The sequence below is a fragment of the Methylobacterium sp. 285MFTsu5.1 genome (assembly GCF_000383455.1).
Taxonomy (GTDB): Bacteria; Pseudomonadota; Alphaproteobacteria; order Rhizobiales; family Beijerinckiaceae; genus Methylobacterium.
Genome location: NZ_KB911274.1, coordinates 121,470 through 142,474, shown reverse-complemented (window position 1 = coordinate 142,474; position 21,005 = coordinate 121,470). Strand labels below are relative to the sequence as shown.

The 21,005-nt window shown below is 71.9% G+C and carries 22 protein-coding genes; 11 read left to right on the top strand and 11 right to left on the bottom strand.

The window, feature by feature from the left end; genetic code table 11:
* Positions 1 to 13 precede the first annotated feature (13 nt).
* Genes ffh through rimM form a run of 4 tightly spaced genes read left to right on the top strand, consistent with a single transcriptional unit; the run spans position 14 to position 2,980 of the window.
* On the top strand, positions 14 to 1,573 hold the full coding sequence (gene ffh, locus H288_RS0110840; protein ID WP_020092608.1) for a signal recognition particle protein: 1,560 nt from the start codon (positions 14 to 16) through the stop codon (positions 1,571 to 1,573).
* Positions 1,570 to 1,902: a chorismate mutase gene (locus tag H288_RS0110835; RefSeq protein ID WP_012320554.1), complete on the top strand. Its 333-nt coding sequence runs from the start codon at positions 1,570 to 1,572 to the stop codon at positions 1,900 to 1,902. The genes ffh and H288_RS0110835 overlap by 4 nt, the downstream gene beginning before the upstream one ends.
* 7 nt (positions 1,903 to 1,909) lie before the next feature.
* On the top strand, positions 1,910 to 2,272 hold the full coding sequence (gene rpsP / locus H288_RS0110830) for a 30S ribosomal protein S16 (protein WP_020092607.1): 363 nt from the start codon (positions 1,910 to 1,912) through the stop codon (positions 2,270 to 2,272).
* 12 nt (positions 2,273 to 2,284) lie between these two features.
* A complete protein-coding gene (gene rimM / locus H288_RS0110825) occupies positions 2,285 to 2,980 on the top strand; it encodes a ribosome maturation factor RimM (RefSeq protein ID WP_020092606.1) in 696 nt (231 codons plus the stop codon).
* Between the two features lie 66 nt (positions 2,981 to 3,046).
* On the opposite strand, the gene H288_RS0110820 is transcribed toward rimM, so the two are convergent.
* Together H288_RS0110820 and H288_RS0110815 are read right to left on the bottom strand one after the other, a co-directional pair.
* The gene (locus H288_RS0110820; RefSeq protein ID WP_103984984.1) at positions 3,047 to 4,717 is read right to left on the bottom strand and encodes a DHA2 family efflux MFS transporter permease subunit; all 1,671 of its coding nucleotides are present in this window, start codon (positions 4,715 to 4,717) and stop codon (positions 3,047 to 3,049) included.
* A 5-nt stretch (positions 4,718 to 4,722) separates the two neighbouring features.
* A complete protein-coding gene (locus H288_RS0110815) occupies positions 4,723 to 6,000 on the bottom strand; it encodes an HlyD family secretion protein (protein WP_020092604.1) in 1,278 nt (425 codons plus the stop codon).
* A 194-nt stretch (positions 6,001 to 6,194) separates the two neighbouring features.
* On the opposite strand from H288_RS0110815, the gene H288_RS0110810 reads away from it, so the two are divergent.
* Positions 6,195 to 6,857 (top strand): DUF308 domain-containing protein, encoded by a 663-nt coding sequence (locus H288_RS0110810; protein ID WP_020092603.1) that lies wholly within the window; start codon positions 6,195 to 6,197, stop codon positions 6,855 to 6,857.
* 160 nt (positions 6,858 to 7,017) lie between these two features.
* On the top strand, positions 7,018 to 9,477 hold the full coding sequence (locus tag H288_RS0110805) for a PBP1A family penicillin-binding protein (RefSeq protein ID WP_020092602.1): 2,460 nt from the start codon (positions 7,018 to 7,020) through the stop codon (positions 9,475 to 9,477).
* Between the two features lie 4 nt (positions 9,478 to 9,481).
* Here the strand turns inward: H288_RS0110805 and H288_RS0110800 are convergent, their stop codons facing one another.
* On the bottom strand, positions 9,482 to 9,910 hold the full coding sequence (locus H288_RS0110800; protein WP_020092601.1) for a DUF1810 domain-containing protein: 429 nt from the start codon (positions 9,908 to 9,910) through the stop codon (positions 9,482 to 9,484).
* Positions 9,911 to 10,023: 113 nt separating this feature from the next.
* Here H288_RS0110800 and H288_RS0110795 point away from each other — a divergent pair, with 113 nt between their 5' ends.
* Complete coding sequence (locus H288_RS0110795) at positions 10,024 to 10,404, top strand: hypothetical protein (RefSeq protein ID WP_020092600.1); 381 nt, start codon at positions 10,024 to 10,026, stop codon at positions 10,402 to 10,404.
* Here the strand turns inward: H288_RS0110795 and H288_RS0110790 are convergent.
* The gene (locus H288_RS0110790; RefSeq protein ID WP_026604840.1) at positions 10,391 to 10,660 is read right to left on the bottom strand and encodes a hypothetical protein; all 270 of its coding nucleotides are present in this window, start codon (positions 10,658 to 10,660) and stop codon (positions 10,391 to 10,393) included. The two genes, H288_RS0110795 and H288_RS0110790, sit on opposite strands and share 14 nt — an antisense overlap.
* 206 nt (positions 10,661 to 10,866) lie before the next feature.
* On the opposite strand from H288_RS0110790, the gene H288_RS0110785 reads away from it, so the two are divergent.
* Together H288_RS0110785 and pcaD are read left to right on the top strand one after the other, a co-directional pair.
* Positions 10,867 to 11,139 carry a DUF2061 domain-containing protein gene (locus H288_RS0110785; RefSeq protein ID WP_020092598.1) on the top strand — a complete coding sequence of 91 codons (273 nt, stop codon included), beginning with the start codon at positions 10,867 to 10,869 and terminating at the stop codon, positions 11,137 to 11,139.
* 89 nt (positions 11,140 to 11,228) lie between these two features.
* Entirely contained in the window at positions 11,229 to 12,026 is a 798-nt protein-coding gene (pcaD, locus tag H288_RS0110780) for a 3-oxoadipate enol-lactonase (RefSeq protein WP_020092597.1), read from the top strand.
* Between the two features lie 58 nt (positions 12,027 to 12,084).
* Here pcaD and H288_RS0110775 read toward each other — a convergent pair whose 3' ends face one another.
* The 7 genes from H288_RS0110775 to H288_RS0110745 form a co-directional block, all read right to left on the bottom strand.
* Complete coding sequence (locus tag H288_RS0110775; protein ID WP_020092596.1) at positions 12,085 to 12,399, bottom strand: hypothetical protein; 315 nt, start codon at positions 12,397 to 12,399, stop codon at positions 12,085 to 12,087.
* 349 nt (positions 12,400 to 12,748) lie between these two features.
* Positions 12,749 to 13,162: a histidine kinase gene (locus H288_RS0110770; RefSeq protein ID WP_020092595.1), complete on the bottom strand. Its 414-nt coding sequence runs from the start codon at positions 13,160 to 13,162 to the stop codon at positions 12,749 to 12,751.
* Between the two features lie 194 nt (positions 13,163 to 13,356).
* Complete coding sequence (locus H288_RS0110765; RefSeq protein ID WP_020092594.1) at positions 13,357 to 13,602, bottom strand: hypothetical protein; 246 nt, start codon at positions 13,600 to 13,602, stop codon at positions 13,357 to 13,359.
* A gap of 98 nt (positions 13,603 to 13,700) precedes the next feature.
* Positions 13,701 to 15,320, bottom strand: coding sequence for an ABC transporter substrate-binding protein (locus H288_RS0110760; protein ID WP_020092593.1), 1,620 nt, complete (start codon positions 15,318 to 15,320; stop codon positions 13,701 to 13,703).
* Between the two features lie 153 nt (positions 15,321 to 15,473).
* On the bottom strand, positions 15,474 to 16,535 hold the full coding sequence (locus H288_RS0110755; protein WP_020092592.1) for an MBL fold metallo-hydrolase: 1,062 nt from the start codon (positions 16,533 to 16,535) through the stop codon (positions 15,474 to 15,476).
* A gap of 141 nt (positions 16,536 to 16,676) precedes the next feature.
* A complete protein-coding gene (locus H288_RS0110750; protein WP_020092591.1) occupies positions 16,677 to 16,913 on the bottom strand; it encodes a hypothetical protein in 237 nt (78 codons plus the stop codon).
* A 308-nt stretch (positions 16,914 to 17,221) separates the two neighbouring features.
* Positions 17,222 to 18,478 (bottom strand): transglycosylase SLT domain-containing protein, encoded by a 1,257-nt coding sequence (locus H288_RS0110745; protein ID WP_043712477.1) that lies wholly within the window; start codon positions 18,476 to 18,478, stop codon positions 17,222 to 17,224.
* 349 nt (positions 18,479 to 18,827) lie between these two features.
* Between H288_RS0110745 and H288_RS0110740 the strand changes: the two genes are divergently transcribed.
* Together H288_RS0110740 and H288_RS0110735 are read left to right on the top strand one after the other, a co-directional pair.
* On the top strand, positions 18,828 to 20,018 hold the full coding sequence (locus H288_RS0110740) for an inositol-3-phosphate synthase (RefSeq protein ID WP_020092589.1): 1,191 nt from the start codon (positions 18,828 to 18,830) through the stop codon (positions 20,016 to 20,018).
* A gap of 40 nt (positions 20,019 to 20,058) precedes the next feature.
* Complete coding sequence (locus H288_RS0110735; RefSeq protein ID WP_020092588.1) at positions 20,059 to 20,988, top strand: hypothetical protein; 930 nt, start codon at positions 20,059 to 20,061, stop codon at positions 20,986 to 20,988.
* Positions 20,989 to 21,005: the final 17 nt, after the last annotated feature.

Sequence of the window (21,005 nt, the reverse complement as noted above, 5' to 3'; positions counted from 1 at the left end):
GGGCGTCAGGAACATGTTCGAAGGCCTGTCCGACCGCCTCTCCGGCATCCTCTCGGGGCTCACCCGTCGCGGTGCCCTGACCGAGGCCGACGTCACCGCCGCCATGCGCGAGGTGCGCCGCGCCCTGCTGGAGGCCGACGTCGCCCTCGAGGTGGTCCGCGGCTTCACCGACCGGGTGAAGGAGAAGGCCGTCGGCGCCGTTGTGCTCAAGTCGGTGACGCCCGGCCAGATGGTCGTGAAGATCGTCAACGACGAGCTCGTGGCGATGCTCGGCACCGACGCCGAGACCGTCGATCTCAACGCCCCCGCCCCGGTGCCGATCCTGATGGTCGGCCTGCAGGGCTCGGGCAAGACCACGACCACCGCCAAGATTGCCCGGCGCCTCTCCGACCGCGAGAAGCGCAAGGTCCTGCTCGCCTCGCTCGACACCCGCCGCCCGGCCGCCATGGAGCAGCTCGCGGTGCTGGCCAAGCAGGTCGGCGTGGAGAGCCTGCCGATCATCGCCGGCCAGTCGGCGGTGCAGATCGCCAAGCGCGCCATGGACGCGGCCCGCCTCGGCGGCTTCGACGTGGTGATGCTCGACACCGCCGGCCGCACCACGGTGGACGAGGGCCTGATGGCCGAGGCCGCCGAGGTGAAGGCCGCGACAAGGCCCCACGAGGTGCTGCTCGTCGCCGACGCGCTCACCGGCCAGGACGCGGTCAACACCGCCCGCGCCTTCGACCAGCGGCTCGGCGTCACCGGCATCGTGCTGACCCGCATGGACGGCGATTCCCGCGGCGGCGCGGCGCTGTCGATGCGCGCCGTCACCGGCAAGCCGATCAAGCTCGTCGGCGTCGGCGAGAAGGTCGACGCGCTGGAGGAGTTCCACCCGGCCCGCGTCGCCAACCGCATCCTCGGCATGGGCGACATCGTCTCGCTCGTCGAGAAGGCCGCCGAGACCATCGACCACGAGCAGGCGCTCCGCACCGCGGAGAAGATGCGCAAGGGCAAGTTCGACCTCGAAGACTTGTCCATGCAGCTCGCCCAGATGGAGAAGATGGGCGGCATCGGCGGCCTGATGGGCATGCTGCCCGGGATGGGCCAGATCAAGAAGCAGGTCGAGGGCGCCAACCTCGACGAGAAGATGTTCAAGCGCCAGCGGGCGATCATCTCTTCGATGACCCCGCAGGAGCGGAAGAACCCCGACCTCCTCAAGAACAGCCGCAAGAAGCGCATCGCGGCGGGCTCGGGGGTCGACGTCTCGGAGATCAACAAGCTCCTGAAGATGCACCGGACCATGGCCGACATGATGAAGGCGATGGGCCAGGGCAAGCGCGGGATCGGGCAGGCGCTCGGCTCCATGTTCGGCCTGGGCGGCGGGATGAGCGGTGGAATGCCCGGTCTCCCGCCCGGCATGCCGGAGCCGACGCCGGAGCAGATCGCGCAGCTCGAGAAGCAGTTCGGCGGCAAGCTGCCGCCGATGCCGCCGGGCCTGGGCGGGGGCGGGATGCCCAAGCTTCCCGGACTTCCGGGCCTCGGCGGTCCGAAGCTGCCGGGTCTCGGTGGGTTCATGCCGGGGAAGAAGAAATGAGCGTGCTCGCGGCCCAGGCCGTCGATCCCGAACTCGCGCGCCTGCGGGACAGCATCGACAATTTCGATGCGGCGCTGATCCACCTCCTCGCCGAGCGTTTCCGCTGCACGCAGCGGGTCGGCGAGCTCAAGGCCCGAAAGGGGATCCCCCCTTCCGATCCGGACCGGGAGGCCCGTCAGGTCGCCCGGCTCCGCAAGCTCGCGGTCGAGGCCAAGCTCGACCCCGACTTCGCCGAGAAGTTTCTGGCCTTCGTGGTCAAGGAAGTCATTCGGCACCACCAGTCGATCAAGGCGGACCACGAGTCCCAGATCGAGCAACAGCGAAAGTAGTCAGACCATGGCCCTCAAGATCCGTCTCACCCGCGGCGGCGCCAAGAAGCGCCCCTACTACCGCATCGTCGTCGCCGACGCCCGCGCCCCGCGCGACGGCCGCTTCATCGACAAGGTCGGCGCCTACGACCCGATGAAGGCCAAGGACGATCCGGCCCGCATCGTGCTCGACAACGAGAAGATCCAGAGCTGGCTCGCCAAGGGCGCGCAGCCGACCGACCGCGTCCTGCGCTTCCTCGACCAGGCCGGCCTCGCCAAGCGCCCGACCCGCAACAACCCGCAGAAGGCCGAGCCGGGCGAGAAGGCCAAGGAGCGCGCCGCCAAGCGCGCCGAGAAGGCCGCCGCTCCCGCCGAGGACGCCGCCGCGTAAGGCGCACCGGTCATGGCGCGCCGCCCCGCAGGTCCCACCTCCCGCGACGGCGGCCGCCGAGGCCGCACGAGCTCGGCGATCGGCAAGATTGCGCCCGACGCGGCGACCTCGCCCAAGGCACCGGCCCCCAGGCCGGCGCCGCTGCCCGTGCCGCCCGATCCGAGCCTCGTCCTGCTGGGCGAGTTCGGGCGGGCGCACGGCCTCAACGGCGAGGTCCGGCTCAAATCCTACACCGGCGATCCGCAGGCGATCGCCGGCTACGGAACCCTTCTGACGGCCGACGGCCGGACGCTGACGCTCGCCGACGTGCGTCCCGCCCCCGGCCCGTCGCCCGACATGCTGATCGCCCGGGTGAAGGGCGTCTCGGGCCGCAGCGCCGCGGAGGCGCTCAACCGCGTGGCGCTGTACGTTCCCCGCGACCGTCTGTCCGCGCCCGAGGACGACGACGAGGTCTACGCCGCCGACCTGATCGGCGCCGCGGCGGTGGACGAGGCCGGGACCCTGATCGGGACGATCGTGGCCGTGCCGAATTACGGCGGCGGCGATCTCCTGGAACTGCGACCGCCGAACGGCGGCGCCACGGCGCTCCTGCCCTTCACGAAGGCCTTCGTGCCGGTCCTCGACGTGGCGCAGCGCCGCGTCACCGTGGCCGCGCCGGAGGACCTGTTCGCGGCGCCGGGCGAGAAGCCCGCCGACGATCCGGGCTAGGGGCGGCCGGCCCGTCGCGCAGGCGGGGCGTCCGGCGTCCGGGCAGTGCCCCGGCCGCGACCGCCCTCAGTGCCCCCCGGCCGGCGCCCCGCCGCCGAGCTTGACACTTTTCAGGCTCAGGGCCAGCGGGACCGCGCAGGCGGCGACGAGGCCGAGCACCCAGAACACGTCGATATAGGCCCAGTAGGCCACCTGCGTGCTGAGCACGCTCCCGATCCACGCCGTCGCCTGGTTCTGGGCCTCGACGCCGGCGTAGCCGTGCTCGGAGAAGTACTGCGTCGCCTGCCGCATGGTCTCCTGGTAGGCTGGCGCGGCCGGGTTGACGCTCTCCACCAGGCGGCTCTGATGGAACTGGCTCCGGTAGGCCAGGATGTTCTGCGCCAGCGAGACGCCCATCGAGCCGCCGACGTTGCGCGCGACGTTGATCAGCGCCGAGGCCTGATCGGTCTGGTCCTTGCGGATCCCCTCGTACGAGGCCGAGGTGATCGACAGGAACACCATCGGCAGGCCGATACCGATATAGACCCGCGACCACGCGAAGAACGCGAAGGTCGTGCTGCCGTCGATCCGCGTCAGGTCGTACATGCCCAGCGCCACGATGGTCATGCCGATGGCGATCAGCCATTTCGGCTGGACGTAGGACGAGACCCGGCCGGTGAGGAACATCATCACCACCGTGACGATGCCGCCCGGGCCGAGGACGAGGCCCGACAGGGTGGCGGTGTAGCCGTAATATTCCTGCGTGATCTGCGGGATGAACTGCGTGGTCGCGATCAGGATCGCTCCGGTGAACATCATCACCAGGAAGCACGAGCCGAACTGCCGGTTGCCGATGAGGCGGAGATCGACGGCCGGGTTCTCGCGGGTCAGCAGCCACGGGATCATGGCGATGAACGAGACGACCATCAGCACGCCGGACACGTTCATCAGCGTCGAGGTGCCGAACCAGTCCTTCCGCTGGCCCTCGTCGAGGATCACCTCCAGCGAGCCGAGGAACAGGGCGACCAGCACGAAGCCGACGATGTCGAAGCGGATGCCCTTGCGCACCAGGGCGCGGCGCTCCTTCTTGGCCGCGTCGCTGTCCTCGATCAGCCAGTACATCAGCCCGAGGGCGATCACGCCCACCGGCCCGTTGATCAGGAAGCACCAGTGCCAGGAGGCGTTGTCGGAGAGCCAGCCGCCCAGCGTCGGGCCGATCACCGGTGCCACCACGATGGCGACCCCGTAGAGCGCGAAGGCCTGGCCGCGCTTCGCCGGCGGGAAGGAATCGGCCAGGATCGACTGCGCGAGCGGTGCCATGCCGCCGCCGCCGAGCCCCTGCATCACCCGGAACAGCAGCAGCGATTCCAGGCTCCAGGCGAAGCCGCACAGGATCGACGAGACGGTGAACAGCGCCACCGACCACATGAAGAACGCCTTGCGGCCGTAGCGCTTGGCCAGGAAGCTCGACGCCGTCAGGGTGATCGCGTTGGCGACGAGATAGCTCGTCACCACCCAGGCGGCCTCATCGGGGCCGACCGCGAGGCCGCCCGAGATGTAGCGCAGGGCCACGTTGGCGATGGTGGTGTCGAGCACCTCCATGAACGTCGCCAGCGCGACCACGCCGGCGATCAGCCACGGATTGTGGCCGCCCGGCGCCTTCCCGGACGCGGCCCTGCCGCCTGCCGCCTTGCCGCCTGCCGCCTTGCCCGCACCCGGCCTACGCCCGGGCGCGGCCGCGCTCCCCCGGCCGGCCACCGCGCTCACCGCACCGTGACGGTCGGGACGATCGACATGCCCGGGCCGATCGACACGTCCGTCGGCCAGGTCTTGACCACGATCTTGACCGGGATGCGCTGGGTCACCTTCACGTAGTTGCCGGTGGCGTTCTGCGCCGGCAGCAGGCTGAAGGCCGTGCCCGAGCCCGGCTGCACCGAGGCCACCGTGCCCTGGATCTTGCGGCCGGGATACGCGTCGATCTCGATGTCGACCGGCTGGCCCGGCCGCATGTCGGTGATCTGCGTCTCCTTGAAGTTCGCCGTCACCCAGATGTCGTCGGGCACGAACATCGCCAGGGTCTGGCCGGCCTGGGCGAGCTGGCCGACGCCGCCGGTGAGCCGCACGACGCGGCCGGCCTGCACGGCGCGGACCGTCGTGTAGCCGAGGTTCAGCTCGGCCTGCTCGACCTGCGCCCGGTCGCGGCCGAGCTGCGCCTGGGTCGAGGCCTTCTGAGCCTGGAGCGAGCCGACCTGCTTCTGCGCGGCGACCACGCTGGCATTGGCGCTCTGGACCGCCGCCTGCCGCTGCTGCAGCGTCGAGGTCGCCGACTGCGACTGCTGGACCGAGCCGGAGCCGCGCTCGGCGAGGTCCTTGTAGCGGGCCGCGTCCTCCTGGGCGAACTTCAGCGCCGCCTCGGCGGTGGCGACCTGCGCCTTGGACACTTCGATGTTGGCGTACTGCGCCTGGATCTGCGCGTCGATGTTCTTGATGCCGGCCTCGTCGGCGGCGACCTGCGCCTTCGCCTGGTCGAGGGCGATGTCGTAGTCGCGCTGGAAGACCTGGAAGAGGATCTGGCCGGCCTCGACGTGCTGGTTGTCGGTGACCGGCACGTCCACGAGGTAGCCGCCGACCTTCGGCTGGATCGAGATGCTGCGCGCGTCGACGAAGGCGTCGTCGGTGCTCTCGTAGGGGTGCATGTAGAGCAGCCAGTAGAAGAACACGCCGACGCAGAGCGCGACGACCGCGAGCCCGCCGAGCAGGAACGCGAGCGGGTGGCGCCGCAGGACGCTCGGGCGCCGCGCCTCGTCCCCGTCGTCGTCGGAATCCGCCGCGTCGTCGCCGGCCTGCCCGTCCTGCGCCTCGGGCGCGCCGTCGGCCTCGTCCGCGCCGGGCTTGCGCGCGGTCTCGCGGTCGGTCTCGAGGTCCGCGGCCGGCGCGGCGCGGTTGAGATCGAGCACGTCGCGCTCGCGCGCGACGGCCCGGCCGTCGGCCGGCCGCGGGCGCGCCTCGTCCTCGGAGAGGTGCCGCTGATCGTCGAACATGGAAAGTCGTCGCCCGATGGGCCGGCCACCCGGGGGTGACCGGGCTTGTCGCATCGCCCGCCTCAGGCAGCAAAAGCCGGCCGCAGGCCCAAGGTTCCACGCGCGGATCAGCCCGCCTAGGAACGCATGCCGCACTGCGGCGTTCTGCGCCCGGAACCTTTGCCGTTCCCGGCCTCAAGGCCCAGGAGTTCGCCATGACCAGCAGCCCATCCCCGACGCCGAACCGCCCCGGTTCCGGCCCCGCGACCACCCCCACCGGCATCCCGCTCGTCGGCGCGGCGCGCCTCGACGCCATGAGTGCGGCCCTGGCGCGGAACTGGTGGCTCGTCGCCCTGCGCGGCGTCATCGCGGTCCTGTTCGGGGCGATCGCGTTCATCGCGCCGGGCGCCTTCGTGCTGTCCCTGGTCCTGTTCTTCGCCGCCTACATGCTCGTCGACGGCGTCGTCGCCGTCGTCGGCGCGGTCCGGGCCGCGCAGCGCCACGAGCGCTGGGGCTTCATGCTGGTCGAGGGCCTCGTCGACATCGTGGTGGGCGTCGCTGCGGTGCTGGTGCCGGCTGCGGCCGTCTGGGCATTCGTGCTGCTGCTCGCCGCGTGGGCGCTGGTCACCGGCGGCCTGATGATCGCCGCCGCCTTCCGCCTGCACCTCCATTACGGGCGCTGGTGGCTGGGCCTCGGCGGCGTGGTGTCGATCCTGTTCGGCCTCGCGCTGCTCATCAACCCGGGCATGTCGGCCCTGGTGCTGACGTGGTGGATCGGCTCCTACACCTTCGCCTTCGGCATCCTCCTGCTGATCCTGGCCTTCAAGCTGCGCGCCCAGCACGGCGCCGTCGGTCCGGGAGCGCCGCTCGGCCGGTGAGCCGGCCGGGACCGGATCGTGCCCCGTGGCCCGATCCACACGGTGGCGGCGCGATCGACGCGCCGCCCGTCCCGCGACCCAACGGCTGCGGGACACCGCGACGGATGCGGCTTAGAAGGCTCGGTCGGCCGGATCGGCCGGTCCCGGAACACGCACCACGATGACGCCCGACGCGCCGGAACGCGCCCCGGCCGACGGGCCGAAACCGCCGAAGCCGGACCCTGCCGCCGACGCCCCGGACCCGCGGCTCGCCGCCCGGGAGGCCGGGCGGGCCGCGCGCGACCTCGCGCGCCATCTCCGGACCCTCCTTGCCGCGGCCGGGCTCGGCCTCGCGCGGACCGGCCGGGCCCTGTCGGCGCGCGCGGCGGAGCGCGCGGCGCGGGCGCGACGGGCACCGGCGGAGCGCCCGCCCGCCGTCGAGGAGACGGACGCGCGCGCCCTGAACCGGCGTTCCCGGCCGATCCTCGGCCGCCGGCACCCGGCCCTGCTCGCCGCCGCCCTGGTGGTCCTGCTGCCGGCCCTGGCGCTGGCGATCTACCTGTTCGCGGCCTTCGTGAGCCTGCCGCGGCTGGGCGGCGCCGTGGTCGAGACCGGCCAGCGGGCGATCACCGTCGAGGCCGACGACGGCCGGGTCTTCGCCACCCGCGGCAGCTTCCGCGGCCAGAAGCTCACCGCGGCCGACCTGCCGCCGCACCTCGCCCAGGCGATCGTAGCGATCGAGGACCGCCGCTTCTACAGCCACTGGGGCATCGACCTGCGCGGCCTCGCCCGGGCGGCGTGGCGCAATCTCCGCGGCGGCGGCGTGCGCGAGGGCGGCTCGACCATCACCCAGCAATATGTCCGCCTGACCTCCCTCAACCAGGAGAAGACGCTCTGGCGGAAGGTGCAGGAAGCCTTCCTGGCGCTGCGGGTCGAGTCGACCATGAGCAAGGACGCGATCCTGCTCGGCTACCTCGACTCCGCGTATTTCGGCGCCGGCGCCTACGGGGCGGACGCGGCGGCGCGGCGCTACTTCGGCAAGCCCGCCAAGGCGCTGAACCTGCCGGAATCGGCGATGCTGGCCGGTCTGGTGCGGGCGCCATCGCAGCTCGCCCCGACCCGCAACCTCGGGGGCGCCAAGGAGCGCGCCGACGTGGTGCTCCAGGCCATGGTCGAGACCGGCGCGATCTCGCAGGCCGAGGCCGACGCCGCGCGCAAGCAGAGCGTGACCCTGAAATCGCCCCCCGAGGCGCCGCCCGGCACCAACTACTTCCTCGACATGATCGCGGGCGACGTGAAGCGCCTCGCCGGCACCGACGGCGACATGACGGTGCGCTCGACCCTCAACCTCGACCTGCAGAGCCTCGCCGAGGGCGTCGTGGCCCGCCGCCTCGACAAGGACGGCGCCCGCCGCAAGGTCGGCCAGGCCGCCATGGTGGTGCTGTCGAAGGAGGGCGCGATCCTCGCCATGGTCGGCGGCCGCGACTACGAGGACAGCCAGTTCAACCGCGCCGTCCAGGCCAAGCGCCAGCCCGGCTCCCTGTTCAAGCTCCTCGCCTACCTGACGGCCTACGAGAAGGGCTACACGCCGGAATCCGTGATGGTCGACCGCCCGGTCCAGATCGGCGACTGGCAGCCCGAGAACGACGACGGCCGCTACCGGGGGCCCGTGCCCCTGCGGACCGCCTTCGCGCTGTCGATCAACACCGTGGCGGCCCAGCTCGGGCAGGATGTCGGCATCCCGGCGGTGATCGCCACCGCCCGCAAGCTCGGGATCCAGTCGGACCTGCCCAACGTGCCGAGCCTCGTCCTCGGCTCGGGCGCCGTGAGCCTCCTGGAGATGACCCGCGCCTACGGCTCGGTCCTGTCCGGGCGCACCCCGCTCCAGTCCTACGGCATCCAGGCGATCCGCGGGGCCGCGCCGCAGCCGCTCTACGTCCGCGCCGACGCGGCCCCGGGCCCGATGCTGGCGCAGGAGCCGCGCACCATGATGCTCGACTCGCTGCAGGCGGTGGTGGAATCCGGCACCGGCCGCGCCGCGCGGGTGCCCGGCCAGATCATCGGCGGCAAGACCGGCACGAGCCAGGATTTCCGCGACGCGTGGTTCGTCGGCATGACCCCCGACCTCGTGGTCGGGATCTGGGTCGGCAACGACGACGACAGCCCGATGAACCGCATGTTCGGCGGCGAGATGCCGGCCGGGATCTTCCACGACTTCGTCCAGCGGGCCGCCGAGAAGCTCGCGAAGGGCAAGGCCCGCCTCTCGGCGGAGCGGGCCGAGCCGGCCCGGGCCGCCGCCGCGCCCGCGGCCGAACCCGTCGTGGCCGGCGAGGTCCGCGGCGTGCCGGAGGTGATCGATACCGGCACCCTCAACCTGCGCGGGCGGGTCGTGCGCCTCCTCGGCGTGGTCGGCGAGCGCGGCCATCTCGCCCGCCAGCTCGCCAGCTACCTGCGCCGCCGCGAGGTGGTCTGCACCGGCCTGTCCGACGGGGCCACGGCCCGCTGCCGCATCGAGGGCGACGACCTCGCCGGGCTGATCCTGGCCGCGGGCGGCGCCCGCGCCTCCGAGGACGCCCCGCCGGACCTCCTGGGCGCGGAGGAGCAGGCGCGCGCCGAGCGGGTCGGGCTGTGGGGCCGGTGAGGCGCTAGCCTGCCCCGAGCTTCGCCAGCGTCCGCGGGTCGGGGACGCCGTCGAAGTAGCGCGCCAGCGCGTCGGCGAAGACCGGCTCGCCCGGCACGGCGCGGGCGAACAGCGTCATGCTGGAGCGGAACTTCAGATCGTCGGGCGAGCCGAAGATCGCGTGGGCCGAGCGCCCGGCGACGGCGTTGACGGCCGCCGTGCAGGCGCGCAGGCGCGCGCCGAGCACCGGGTGCGCCGCGTAGGCCTGCGCCTCCGCGAGAGACCCGATGGCGTAGCGCTGCGCCATCGGGCTCGCGCCGAGCCCGGCGATCTGCGGGAAGATGAACCACATCCAGTGGCTGCGCTTGTCGCCGGCCTGCAACTCCGCCAGGGCGCGCCCGTAGACGCCCTCCTGCGCGGCGACGAAGCGGCCGAGGTCGTAGGTGTCGCTCATGCGCGGCTCCGTTGTTCCGGTCCCGCACCGTCAACCGCGCGGCGCCCGCGGGGATGCAGGCGCGGGTCCGGAGTGCCGCTGACGCCGCGCCGGGATTGGTGTAAGCGCCGCCCATGCTCGCAACGCTCGTCGCCTTCATGGTCGCGAACCCGGCGATGAGCCACGCCCTGACGGCGATCCCCGAGACCGCCGGAATGGCGGCCGTTCTGATCCTGCTGCGCAGTCCCCGACCGGAAGGCGTCGCGGCGCTCGTGGTCTCGACCTACTATTACGGCCGCGAGGCCGGGCAGCGGGAACACGTCCTCAAACACGCGGGCTGGGACGCCGTTCAGGCGCATCTCGGCGCCGAGTTCCTGTACGGCTGGTCCCTGCCGAATCTGCAGCAGTGGGTGGCGCCGACCTGCGCGGCCTGGGCGGTCGCGGCCGCGATCTATCTGGTCCGGTCGCGGATGGCGCGGGCGGCTCCGCCGGGTGCCCGGCTCAGGCGCGGGTGAACGGTCCGTCCGACGGCCCGATCTCGCTCCGGTCTCCGAGGAGCCGCCGGCCCGAGGCGATGATCTGGACCGTCTCGCGGCTGGAGCACTGGCGCCGCGCCAGGGCCTCCAGGTCGCGCAGGTAGTCGATGAGGGGACCACGCTGCTTGTCGGCTCGGCCGATCACCGGCTCGACCTTGGCGGTCACGAGGCCGCCGACCGTGTCCCAGAACTCCGCCGGTTGGATCGCGGCGTCGCCCATCGCAGGCTCGTGCATCCCCGGTCTCCGCTGTGCTCGCACCACTCTTGTCGAGCGTTTCGGCCGCCGGCGCATTGACCCATGTTGAAGACGCTCCTCCGGAGCGCGGGGCTCGCGGCATCGTCATCCGCGCGCCGGGCGATCCGGCGGGGCAGCATCCGGTGCGCCGCCCCATAATGGACCGCGCCACCGCGCGCGTTTCGGATCGACCGCAGGGAGCCCGCATGCCCGCCGACGACGTCCCAACCCGCGATGCCCGCGCACCCGAGCCCGCACGGACGCGCGCGCCCCCGGCCGGGGAGAGCCGCCTCCGCTCGATCGCCAAGGCCGTGAGCTGGCGCGTCGTCGGGAGCCTCGACACACTGCTGCTGTCCTACCTGTTCACCGGCAGCGTGCTGGTCGCCGGCTCGATCGCCTCGACCGAGACCGTGACCAAGACCGTGCTGTACTACCTCCACGAGCGCGGCTGGGGCCTGATTCCCCTCGGTCGCGCCTGAGATCCGTCCGGGAGGCCGCGTTGCCCGCCAGCTCCGCCCCGCCGCCCGGCGGCCTGACATCCTCGAGAGCCCGAACCGGAGAGAGCCGCATGCCGCAGATCACCGTCGGAGGACTCGGCCTCCGCTACCACCTCGCGGGCCCGGAGGACGCCCCGGTCGTCGCTTTCTCGAACTCGCTGGGGGCGACCCTGGAGATGTGGGACGCGCTGGTGCCCGCGCTGACGGGGCGTTACCGGACGCTGCGCTACGACACGCGCGGCCACGGCGGGTCGGAGACGCGCGACCGGCCGGTCGCGATCGCGGATCTGGCCGGCGATCTCGCGGGCCTTCTGGACGCCCTCAGCATCGGACGCGCCCATCTCGTCGGCCTCTCGCTCGGCGGGATGACCGTGCAGGCGCTGGCGAGCGCCGATCCCGGACGCGCGCTCAGCGCCACCCTGATGGCGACGGCGGCCTTCCTGCCGAGCCTGCAGAGCTGGGACGAGCGCGCCGCGACCGTGCGCGCCCAGGGGACGGCGGCCGTGGTCGAGGCGACGCTGGGGCGCTGGTTCACGCCGGGTTTCGCGGAGCGCGCCCCCGAGACGGTGCGGGCTGTCCGCGAGCGATTCCTGGCCTGCGATCCGGCCGGCTACGCGGTGTGCTGCGGGGCGATCGGGCGCATGGATCTCCGTCCGGCGCTCGGAGCCATCACCGCGCCGACCCTGGTGATCGCCGGCCGCGACGATCCCTCGACGCCCCCGGCCATGGCCGAGGAGATCTGCGGCGGCATCGCCCAGGCCGAACTCGTCGTGCTGCCCCGGGCGGCGCACCTGCTCGCCGTCGAGCGCGCCGAGGCGGTCGGCGGCTACCTGCGCGCCTTCCTCGACCGCGCCGCGCCGGGCGCGTAGGCGGGCCGCGGCGGCGCCGTCCCGTCAGTCGCCCGAGCGTCCGGGACCGCGCGCCGCTTCAGTGGCAGGCGATCCCGACATCGGCGGGCGACATCCCGCGCGCCAAGCGCCGCCCGGTCCGCAGCAGCGCCTGCCCGAGCAGCGACACGGTCAGCGCGTCGCCGTCCTGCTCGGCCAGCCGATAGGCCGCGAGCAGGGCGTCGCCGAGATCGCCGAGCGTTGCCGTCGGCTCCGCGTCCGCGCGCTCCGGCCGGCTCTCGGCAATCCGGTCGCGTCCGTCCGCCGCCGCCGCGCCGTGCGGTCCCTCGGTCAGCGCGACCGGTCTCGCGCGGCGTCTCGCGTTGCCGTCGTCCTCTGGTGAGCCGTTCCGCATCGTCTTGATCCCTCAACCACCTCGAGGGTGCACCTACAGGTTGCGGACCGTCAACTCCCTCCGATCGCGCCCGGCGAGCGGTCGAGCGTCGCAGCCGCGGCGGCGGCCGGACTGGGTGTCGTACTGAGTGTCGGACGGGGTGTCGGACGGGGTGTCGGATGTTCCGCCGGCGCGGGAGCGGCCGGAGCCCGCAGAACAATCGCCGCGATCCACAACTTTTACGTGCAGGCCCCATGGATCGGCGCGTCCGGGCGAAGGTTCAGGGTCGCCATGAACGCAGCAAGGCCCCCGCGGTCAGCGCCGCGGAGGCCTCGCTCATCCACGCTCCATCAGGAGCGCGCGGACGGTTTTACTTGATGAGGGCCAGGAGAGCCTTGCCGGCCTTGGAGTTCAGCTCCTTGGCGTCGAGGGTGCCGTCGTTGTCCGGGTCGGCCAGCTTGAAGCGCTCGCCGACGGCCGCGAGGTACTCCTTCTTGTCGAGCGTGCCGTCGCTGTCCGGATCGGCCTGCTTCACGCCGGAGGCGCTCAGGCGGCCCTTCAGCTCCTTGGCGTCGAGGGTGCCGTCGGCGTCCTTCTCGAGACGGTCGAAGGTCGCCGAGGCCACCGCCTCCACTTCCTTCATGTCGACGGTGCCGTCGTTGTCGGTGTCGATCATCTTGACGGCGCTCGTTCCGCTCATCGGCTTGGCGAAAGCGGCCGGAGCGGAGAGGCCGCACACCGCGAGGGTGACCGCCGCGAAGCCACTGATGAAACGTGAGGTCATTGCCAGATGCTCCCGAAATTTGATGCTCGATCTTCCTAATCTCCGACTCACCGTGCCGCAAGTGCGAAATTCGACCCTGTGGGTTGCGTGCTGTCCCGGGCCGCGCTTCGGAGACGCGGCATAGAAAAAGGGGCCGGCGCGAGCCGACCCCCGAAGAGAGCGCACAATCGCCGGCAGGCGATTCGCGCGGTGATTCAGTATCCGTAGCCGCGCCGCGTCACCGGGCGGTCGTCGTCGAACCGCTGGCGTCGGTAGAGACGATCCTCGTCATAGGCGCGGTCGCGCCGATACTCTTCGCGGCGGAAGTCGCGATCCCGCTGGGCGCTGGAGCGCAGGTCGACGCTCGGCCCGTCGGGACCGATATCGATTCGCTGCGCCGCAGCGGGGACGACGCTCGTCAGGGAGGCGGCCAGGACGGCGCCGGCAAGCAGGGTCTTCATGGGACTCTCCTTCGTGCGTTCGGAGTCCAACCCGTCCTCGCGCCGATCGTTCCCGATGTTCTCCCGTTCTTCCCGGAGCCGACACAGATCCGGGCTGATCAGGCCAGCGTCGCCAGGTCCTGAAACCAGTGCTGCGCCTGGACGTAGTTCTTCACCCGCGACGACAATGCGTGCGGATTGGTGTCGTGAACGACCCAGACCTGCACGGCATCGTCGACGACGATTTCGTGGATGCGCGCGAGCAGCCGGTTCTGCTCGGCCACGTCGAGGCTCGCCTTCACCTTGTCGCAGAGGGCGTCGACCTCGGGGTTGCGGTAGTGGCTCCAGTTCACGCCGTTCGGCGCGATCTGCCGCGAATCGTAGAAGCGCAGGATCGCGTAGAACGGGTCGGAGGTGACGTAGGCGATGTTGCCGGCGCTGACGCCCTTGAGGCTCGGATCCGCGGCGCCCTGGCGCCACGCCGTGTAGGCCACCTCCAGCTCCACGGTCTTGAACGCCACCTGGATGCCGATCTCGGCCCAGCTCTGCTGGACGAACTCGTTGATCGGGAGCGACAGCATCTGCCCGGTGCCGCCGGTCGGGATCAGGACCGTGGCCTTCACGGGGTTCTTCACCGAGTAGCCGGCCTCCTCGACGAGCTTGCGCGCCGCCTCGACGTCGGTCCGGATCTTGAAGCCCGGCTTGCCGAACCACGGGCTCGATTCCTGGACCTGACCGACGGCGGGCTGGGCGAGGCCGCCCATCAGCTCGACGACGCCCGCGCGGTCGATGGCGAGGTTGGCGGCCTTGCGCAGGCGCAGGTCGCGCCAGGGCGAGCCCTCCACGATCGACAGGTGGTAGTTCCAGACATGGGGCGTCTCGTTGCCCACGACCCGCATGCCGGCGGCCTTCAGGCGCGGCACCGCGTCGGGCGCGGGCGTCTCGATCAGGTCGACGCTGCCGGACAGGAGCGCGTTCACCCGGGCGAGGTCCTCGGGCACGCAGGCGAGGGTCAGCTTCGCGAGCTTCGGGACCCGCTTCGGGTTCCAGTAGCCGATGTTCGGCAGCAGCTCGAGGCGCACCCGCGGCACCAGCTGCCCCATCCGGAACGGCCCGGTCCCCGAGGGCTCGAAGGCGAACTTCGCCCAGTCCTTCCCGACCTTCTCGTACTGCGCCGGCGACGAGATCAGGAACCAGAGCATCTGGTAGGGGAACAGGCTGTCGGGCGTCTTGGTAACGACCTGGACGGTCTTGGCGTCGACCTTCCGGTAGCTCGCGACGCCGGGCAGGCGCGGGCGGACCTGGGACGCCTGCCGCTGGTCGAAATGCGGCGCCTCCTTGTTCAGCACCTTGTCGAAGTTCCAGATCACCGCGTCGGCATCGAAGGCCGACCCGTCGTGGAAGGCCACGCCCTCCCGCAGGTGGAAGGTCCAGACCTTGGGGTCGGCCGGGTCGGCCTCCCAGGCGGTGGCGAGGCCGGGCACCATCTTGCCCGGCCGGTCGGCGACGTCGAGTTCCCAGGCGACCAGGGGATCGTAGAGGGTCAGTCCGGTGAACTGGTAGCCGCCCGCGCCCCGGTCCGGCTGGCCGGTCGTGAGCGGCAGGTCGGTCATGGAGATGCCGTAGGTCAGGGTGCCGGGGGCCGCGCCCTGCGCGCCGGCGCGGCCCGCCGCCCCCAGCGCCGCCAGGGCGACGCCCCCGGCCATCAGGGATCGGCGTGTCGGCTTGATCGGGTTCATCGTGTCTCTCGGCTGAAGGCGCGGGCGCCGCACGGAACGGCACCTGCCCTCGGGCCCGCGGCGGCGCGGCCCGGGCCTCCACCCCATGCTGCATACAGAATGATGCACGCATCGTGCCCAATGGCCGCCGGCGTTCCCCGGATAGCCCGGGGGTCAGGCCTCCCAGACCTGGCCGGGCCTCAGGGCGACGAAGCGCTCGGCCGGGATGCCGGCCCCGCCGAGGGCCGCCGCCAGCGCCTCGGCGGGGCGCTCGACGCCCTCGTCGGTGAGCTGGAACGTGCCCCAGTGGTGGCCCAGCGCCTGCTCGGCGCCGAGCAGGCCGAAGACCTTCACCGCCTCGGCCGGGTCGACGTGCTGCGCCTGCATGAACCAGCGCGGCTCGTAGGCGCCGATCGGCAGCGTCGCGAGGCGCGGCGGCCCGAACCGCGCCCGCACGTCGGAGAAGAGGGCGCCGTCGCCGAAACCGGTGTCGCCGACATGGTAGTGCACGCCGCGGGGCGAGGTGATCACGAAGGCGCACCACAGCGCCATGCGCCGGTCGTTGACGCCCCGGGCCGACCAGTGGTTCGCGGGCGTCAGATGGACCTGCAGCCCGTCGCCGAGATCGACCGACTGTCCCCAGTCGCGGGTCTCGACATGCATCGTGTCGTCGTAGCCGCGCAGGATCGTGTCGTTGCCCAGCGGCGCTACGATCAGCGGCTGGTGCGCCTGCCAGAGCCGGGCGAGGCTCGGCCCGTCGAGATGGTCGTAGTGGTTGTGGGTGACCAGGATCGCGTCGATCGGCGGCAGGTCGGCGAAGGCGATGCCCGGCGGGTTGACGCGCTTCGGCCCGGCGAAGCGGACCGGGCTCGCGCGCTTGGCGAAGACCGGGTCGATCAGGATGTTCCGGCCGGCGACCTGCACGAGGTAGCTCGCGTGGCCGATCAGCACGACCCGCAGGCCCTCGACGCGCTCGGGCGGCCGGTCGGCCGGGTAGGGGCTGGGGAAGCTCTTGGGCCAGGGCTCGCGCTGCCGCTTGGCCTGCCAGCGCAGCACGTCGGGGAGCGCCTTGTCGGTGGACTGACCGGGCAGGAAGAACCGCAACCCGTCGAAATGGTCGGAGGTCGGGCCGCGGTAGTACGGGTTCCGGCCGCGCCGGTGCGCGGCGTAGCCGACGCCGCCGAGCGTCATGACCGTGGCCGCACTCGCGACCGTGAGCAGGCTGCGCCGTTTCATGGGTCCGAGATGGCCGGAACCGGGGGCCGGTCAAGCACTGCCGCGGCGCGGCGGGGAGCCTCAGGGCGGTTTCGGCGCCGTCTCAGGGACGTCGCTCAGCGACGTCTGCAGGGACGCATCAGGCGGCCGGAGCGCGCCGGCTCACTCCACCATCTCGGCAGCGAGGGACAGGCGCGCCCGGTAGACCACCTTGCCGACGCCGTCGCGGACGCAGGCCACGTAATCCTGGCGCTCGACCTCCGGCAGCATGTCGCGGGCGATCGCCGACATGATCCGGGTGACCTTGGCGCGGGCCGCCGGAAGGTCCGGCAGGTCGAATCCGACCTCATCGTGGATCGGCTGGGAGCCGTCGTGCAGGTCGATGAAGTAGCGGGGCATCGGCGCCAAGCATCTCTAAGAGAAGTAGTCTGCCGATAGGATTGGTCTTGCTATGGTTAACAGTGCCTTAAAAGCCGAGCTTTGAGGCCGCTCGACGGTCGGGCGAAAGCCGCTTCCGGCCTCGCTGCGCCGCGCCCGACCCGCCCCGGCGCTTCGGGACGCCGCGGGCCGGCGCGGCCCGGCGCGGGAGGCTTCCTCGGCGGCCGCGGCCGGGAGAGCCGCCCGTCCGACGGATCCGGCGGGCCGGATTCTTCGGGCCGATGCCGCGAGCCGGCCCGCTCAGGCGGGCCGGCGCCGCGATCCGGTTCTCACACGCCGTCCGGCGGCAGCGCCTCCGTCACCTCGACGCGGCGGTTGCCGGCCACCGGAACCGTCTCCTCGGTGGCGGCGACGTCGCTCTGAGCCGGCGCCCTGTCGAGCGCCTCGGCGACCGCCGCCACGCCCTGATAGCGGGTCAGCCGCCGGTCGATCATGCCGTCGATCCGGTCGTGCAGCTCGGACACGGTCAGGCTGCGGCGCTTGCCGCCCGTCTTCTCGGTGAACAGGCCGCGATTGGCCCGCGCCGCGGTGCGAAACTCGCGGCCGGCGACCTCGTCGGGCTTCTCGGAAGAGAGCGACAGGAAGCGCCCGGCGCTCGCGGTGCCGAGGAAATGGGCGAGGTACAGCTCGGTCGTGGTGAGCGCGCGCCCGACCCGGGCCTCGATCCGGTCGCGGTCGCGCTTGATCAGCTCGGCCGCCATCAGGGCGGCGACGCGCGGGTCGTTGCGCAGGCCGAGCACCCGGGCGCGCATGCTGCCCGTCACGGTGATCGCGGCGCCCCGGCCCTTCACGGCGGCGGCTTCCTCGGCGAGCCCGTAGCGCGCGCCGTAATCGCGGATCATCTCCAGCCAGGTGCGGGCAACGAACTGGAACAGGCCCTGCGCCGAGGAAGTCGCGGCCTTCGCCGCGGTGTCGAAGCTCGATTCCTTGTCGGCCAGCGCCATCATGTAGACGGGATCGACGCCGGCCTCGTCAGAGGCCTTGACGATCGTGTCGACCACCTTGCGCGGCACGCTGCGCTCGCCGAACTTGACCGCGTCCTGCTCCTGCGTCACCCGCGGCAGGGCCGCGAGGTCGTCCTGAATCAGGGCCGTGGTGGCGGGCTCCTGCTCCGGCAAGGGCAGGCCGTTCCAGGCATCCTTCGCCGGTGCCGGTGCCGGTGCCGGTGCGTCTGCCGATGCCGCGGGCGCCTCGGCGGGAACCGCGGGCTCGAACGCGCGTTGAGCGAGTTCCTGAGCGGCGCGCGGGCTGGTGTCGACCCGGTCGTGGGCCTGGGCAGCCGGCGCGAAGTAGGCGGGCGCGAAGGCGGCCTGCGGCAGGCCGAACCCGGCGACGAGCCCGAGGGCCAGCGTCCCGGAGATCCGGCCGAGGCCGGTGCGGCGAAGTGACCGGCGCCCTGCGTCGCGACCGGCCCGCGGCAGCCACGCCACGGCTTCATCCTCGAAATGCCCCGTGCCGGTCAGGGTCTGCGGCACGAGTCGGTTCACGTCGTCGGCGCAACGCGCCGGCTCCGGGAAAACCCCCATCATCGGTCCTCTTCTAGATCGGTCCTTGCGTCCGCCCGGCTCTGACGGCCGGGTTTTTTCTGGAAGCGGCGGCCCTATCGACGCCGGCCGTGACCAGAATGGGACGGCCCCGTGATCCAAGCGTGGCACGGTCAAGGAAGGGTTAACCCTCCCGCTTAGGGTCCCGTTAACGCCGCCGACCGGCGGCCGACCGGCCGCGCGCGGGACGACGGCGGGGCGATGTTGTCGCATTCGGGTTGGAACGGAGCACCGCCGAGCCAGTTAGGTACGGCCCCGGGGGGGTGAATTTCCGTCCCAGGACGGACCCTTCAAGACGCCACCCGCGTCCGCACAAGGACATCAGTTTCCGATGAGCATGCAGTCCGGTCGCCGCGTCGGTGTCGCCTTCGTTGGCATGGGAGGCGCCGTCGCCACCACCGCCATCGCCGGCATCGAGATGATCAAATCCGGCTCCAACCGTCTCGACGGGCTGCCGCTCGCCGGTCTCTCCGTGGCCGGCATGGCCGACTACAAGGACCTCGTCTTCGGGGGCTGGGACCTGAACGGCGACGACCTCGCCTCCGCGGCGAGCGGGCACGGCGTGCTCTCGAAGGACGACATCGAGAACGGCGCCCAGGTCCTGAAGGGCATCACGCCCTGGCCGGCGGTCGGCAGCGCGAAGTTCTGCAAGAACATCGACGGTCAGAACCGGATCGTCGCCAAGGACCACCGCGAGGCGGTCTCGGTGATCGCCAACGATCTCCGCCGCTTCCAGAAGGAGAGCAACCTCGACGACGTGGTCGTGGTGAACCTCGCCTCCACGGAGCGCTGGCCCGACCTCAACGACCCGACCCTGAACTCCACCGCCGCCTTCGAGAAGGGCCTGGATTCGAGCGACGAGGCGATCTCGCCGGCGATGCTCTACGCCTACGCGGCGATCAAGAGCGGCATCCCCTACGCCAACTTCACCCCGAGCGTCGCCGCCGACGTCCCGGCGCTCCTCGACCTCGCCAAGGAGCTGAACGTCCCGGTGGCCGGCAAGGACGGCAAGACCGGTCAGACCATGATGAAGACGGTGCTGGCCCCCGCCTTCAAGGCGCGCGCCCTCCACGTCGACGGCTGGTTCTCGACCAACATCCTTGGCAACCGCGACGGCCTCGCCCTGAACGATCCGAACTCGCTGCAGTCGAAGCTCAACACCAAGGGCACGGTGCTCGACTCGATCCTCGGCTACCCTGTCGAGGACCACCTCGTACACATCCACTATTACCGCCCGCGCGGCGACGACAAGGAGGCCTGGGACAACATCGACGTCACCGGCTTCATGGGCCAGCGGATGCAGATCAAGGTGAACTTCCTCTGCAAGGACTCGATCCTGGCCGCGCCGCTCGTCATCGAGATCGCCCGCGTCCTCGATCTCGCGAGCAAGCGCGGCGACGGCGGCGTGCAGGAGCAGCTCTCGACCTTCTTCAAGGCGCCGATGGTCAAGAACGGCCACGGTCCGGAGCACGCCTTCGGCAAGCAGGAGCAGATGCTCCGCGACTGGCTGGGCGTGCACTAGGCTTCGTCAGAACCAGGGGGCGGCTTTTCGGAACGAGACGATGCCAAGCGAGACTGAGCCGCCCCGTTCCGGCGCCGCCGCGCCGGAAGCGCTGCGCGACCTTCTGGTCGAGATGAACGACCTCAAGCGCGTCCGCTCCGCGGGCCGTACGGGCTCGATCGCCGAGCGGCTGTTCGCGCAGGGCTGGGGGCTGCTGACCGGCGGCGCCGCGCCGGACGACGTCGCCCTCGACATCGCGGCCGTCACGCTGGCCGCGACGCGCCTCTGCGACCTCGACGCGGCCTTCCTGACCGCGGCGGGGCTCTCGGATGAGGCCGCCTCCGCGGTGCTCGTGGCGGGGTTCGACGCCGTTACCGGAGAGCTCGATCCGGACCTCCGCGACCGCCTGCGCGCGCGGCTCGCGCCGCGTCCGGCCGGCCGGCCCGGGCCGCTGCCGGGCTTCGTCGGCGCCCTGGCGCAGCAGCCGCGGGCGGGCGTCACCTGCCCCAGCCGCGCCCGGATCCTGCTGGAGCCGCCGGAGAACCACGCCGAGCACTGCCTGATCGTGGCGGTCTACGGGGTCTGCCTCAGCCCGTTCTACCGGGCCGATCCCGGCACCGTGTTCCTGGCCGCGATGGCCCACCACTTCCACAACGCCGCCATGCCGGATGCCGGCTTCACCGGCGAGATGCTGCTCGGCGACCATCTCGGCCCGATCATGGCCACCACCACCGCGTGGGCCCTCGCCGAGCTCGACGCGCCCCTGCGAGCCCAGGTCGAGCGCGCCCGGGCGGTGCTGCCCGACGACGCCACCGCCGAGGGCCGCGCCTTCCACGCGGCCGACTGCATCGACCGCGTCCTCCAGATCGCCCAGCACCTGCGCGGGGCCTCGACCACGATGGGGATGGTGCTCGACGAGTGGGAGCTGGTCCATGCCGGCCCGGTGAAGGGCTTCCACGATCGTGTCCTCGCCGACATGCGCATCCCTTGATCGCCGGACCCGGTCGC

Coding starts and splice junctions, on each gene's coding strand:
- ffh (WP_020092608.1), top strand. CDS start 14: ATGTTCGAAGGCCTGTCCGACCGCCTCTCCGGCATCCTCTCGGGGCTC.
- H288_RS0110835 (WP_012320554.1), top strand. CDS start 1,570: ATGAGCGTGCTCGCGGCCCAGGCCGTCGATCCCGAACTCGCGCGCCTG.
- rpsP (WP_020092607.1), top strand. CDS start 1,910: ATGGCCCTCAAGATCCGTCTCACCCGCGGCGGCGCCAAGAAGCGCCCC.
- rimM (WP_020092606.1), top strand. CDS start 2,285: ATGGCGCGCCGCCCCGCAGGTCCCACCTCCCGCGACGGCGGCCGCCGA.
- H288_RS0110815 (WP_020092604.1), bottom strand. CDS start 6,000: ATGTTCGACGATCAGCGGCACCTCTCCGAGGACGAGGCGCGCCCGCGG.
- H288_RS0110810 (WP_020092603.1), top strand. CDS start 6,195: ATGACCAGCAGCCCATCCCCGACGCCGAACCGCCCCGGTTCCGGCCCC.
- H288_RS0110805 (WP_020092602.1), top strand. CDS start 7,018: ATGACGCCCGACGCGCCGGAACGCGCCCCGGCCGACGGGCCGAAACCG.
- H288_RS0110800 (WP_020092601.1), bottom strand. CDS start 9,910: ATGAGCGACACCTACGACCTCGGCCGCTTCGTCGCCGCGCAGGAGGGC.
- H288_RS0110795 (WP_020092600.1), top strand. CDS start 10,024: ATGCTCGCAACGCTCGTCGCCTTCATGGTCGCGAACCCGGCGATGAGC.
- H288_RS0110790 (WP_026604840.1), bottom strand. CDS start 10,660: ATGCACGAGCCTGCGATGGGCGACGCCGCGATCCAACCGGCGGAGTTC.
- H288_RS0110785 (WP_020092598.1), top strand. CDS start 10,867: ATGCCCGCCGACGACGTCCCAACCCGCGATGCCCGCGCACCCGAGCCC.
- pcaD (WP_020092597.1), top strand. CDS start 11,229: ATGCCGCAGATCACCGTCGGAGGACTCGGCCTCCGCTACCACCTCGCG.
- H288_RS0110775 (WP_020092596.1), bottom strand. CDS start 12,399: ATGCGGAACGGCTCACCAGAGGACGACGGCAACGCGAGACGCCGCGCG.
- H288_RS0110770 (WP_020092595.1), bottom strand. CDS start 13,162: ATGACCTCACGTTTCATCAGTGGCTTCGCGGCGGTCACCCTCGCGGTG.
- H288_RS0110765 (WP_020092594.1), bottom strand. CDS start 13,602: ATGAAGACCCTGCTTGCCGGCGCCGTCCTGGCCGCCTCCCTGACGAGC.
- H288_RS0110760 (WP_020092593.1), bottom strand. CDS start 15,320: ATGAACCCGATCAAGCCGACACGCCGATCCCTGATGGCCGGGGGCGTC.
- H288_RS0110755 (WP_020092592.1), bottom strand. CDS start 16,535: ATGAAACGGCGCAGCCTGCTCACGGTCGCGAGTGCGGCCACGGTCATG.
- H288_RS0110750 (WP_020092591.1), bottom strand. CDS start 16,913: ATGCCCCGCTACTTCATCGACCTGCACGACGGCTCCCAGCCGATCCAC.
- H288_RS0110745 (WP_043712477.1), bottom strand. CDS start 18,478: ATGGGGGTTTTCCCGGAGCCGGCGCGTTGCGCCGACGACGTGAACCGA.
- H288_RS0110740 (WP_020092589.1), top strand. CDS start 18,828: ATGAGCATGCAGTCCGGTCGCCGCGTCGGTGTCGCCTTCGTTGGCATG.
- H288_RS0110735 (WP_020092588.1), top strand. CDS start 20,059: ATGCCAAGCGAGACTGAGCCGCCCCGTTCCGGCGCCGCCGCGCCGGAA.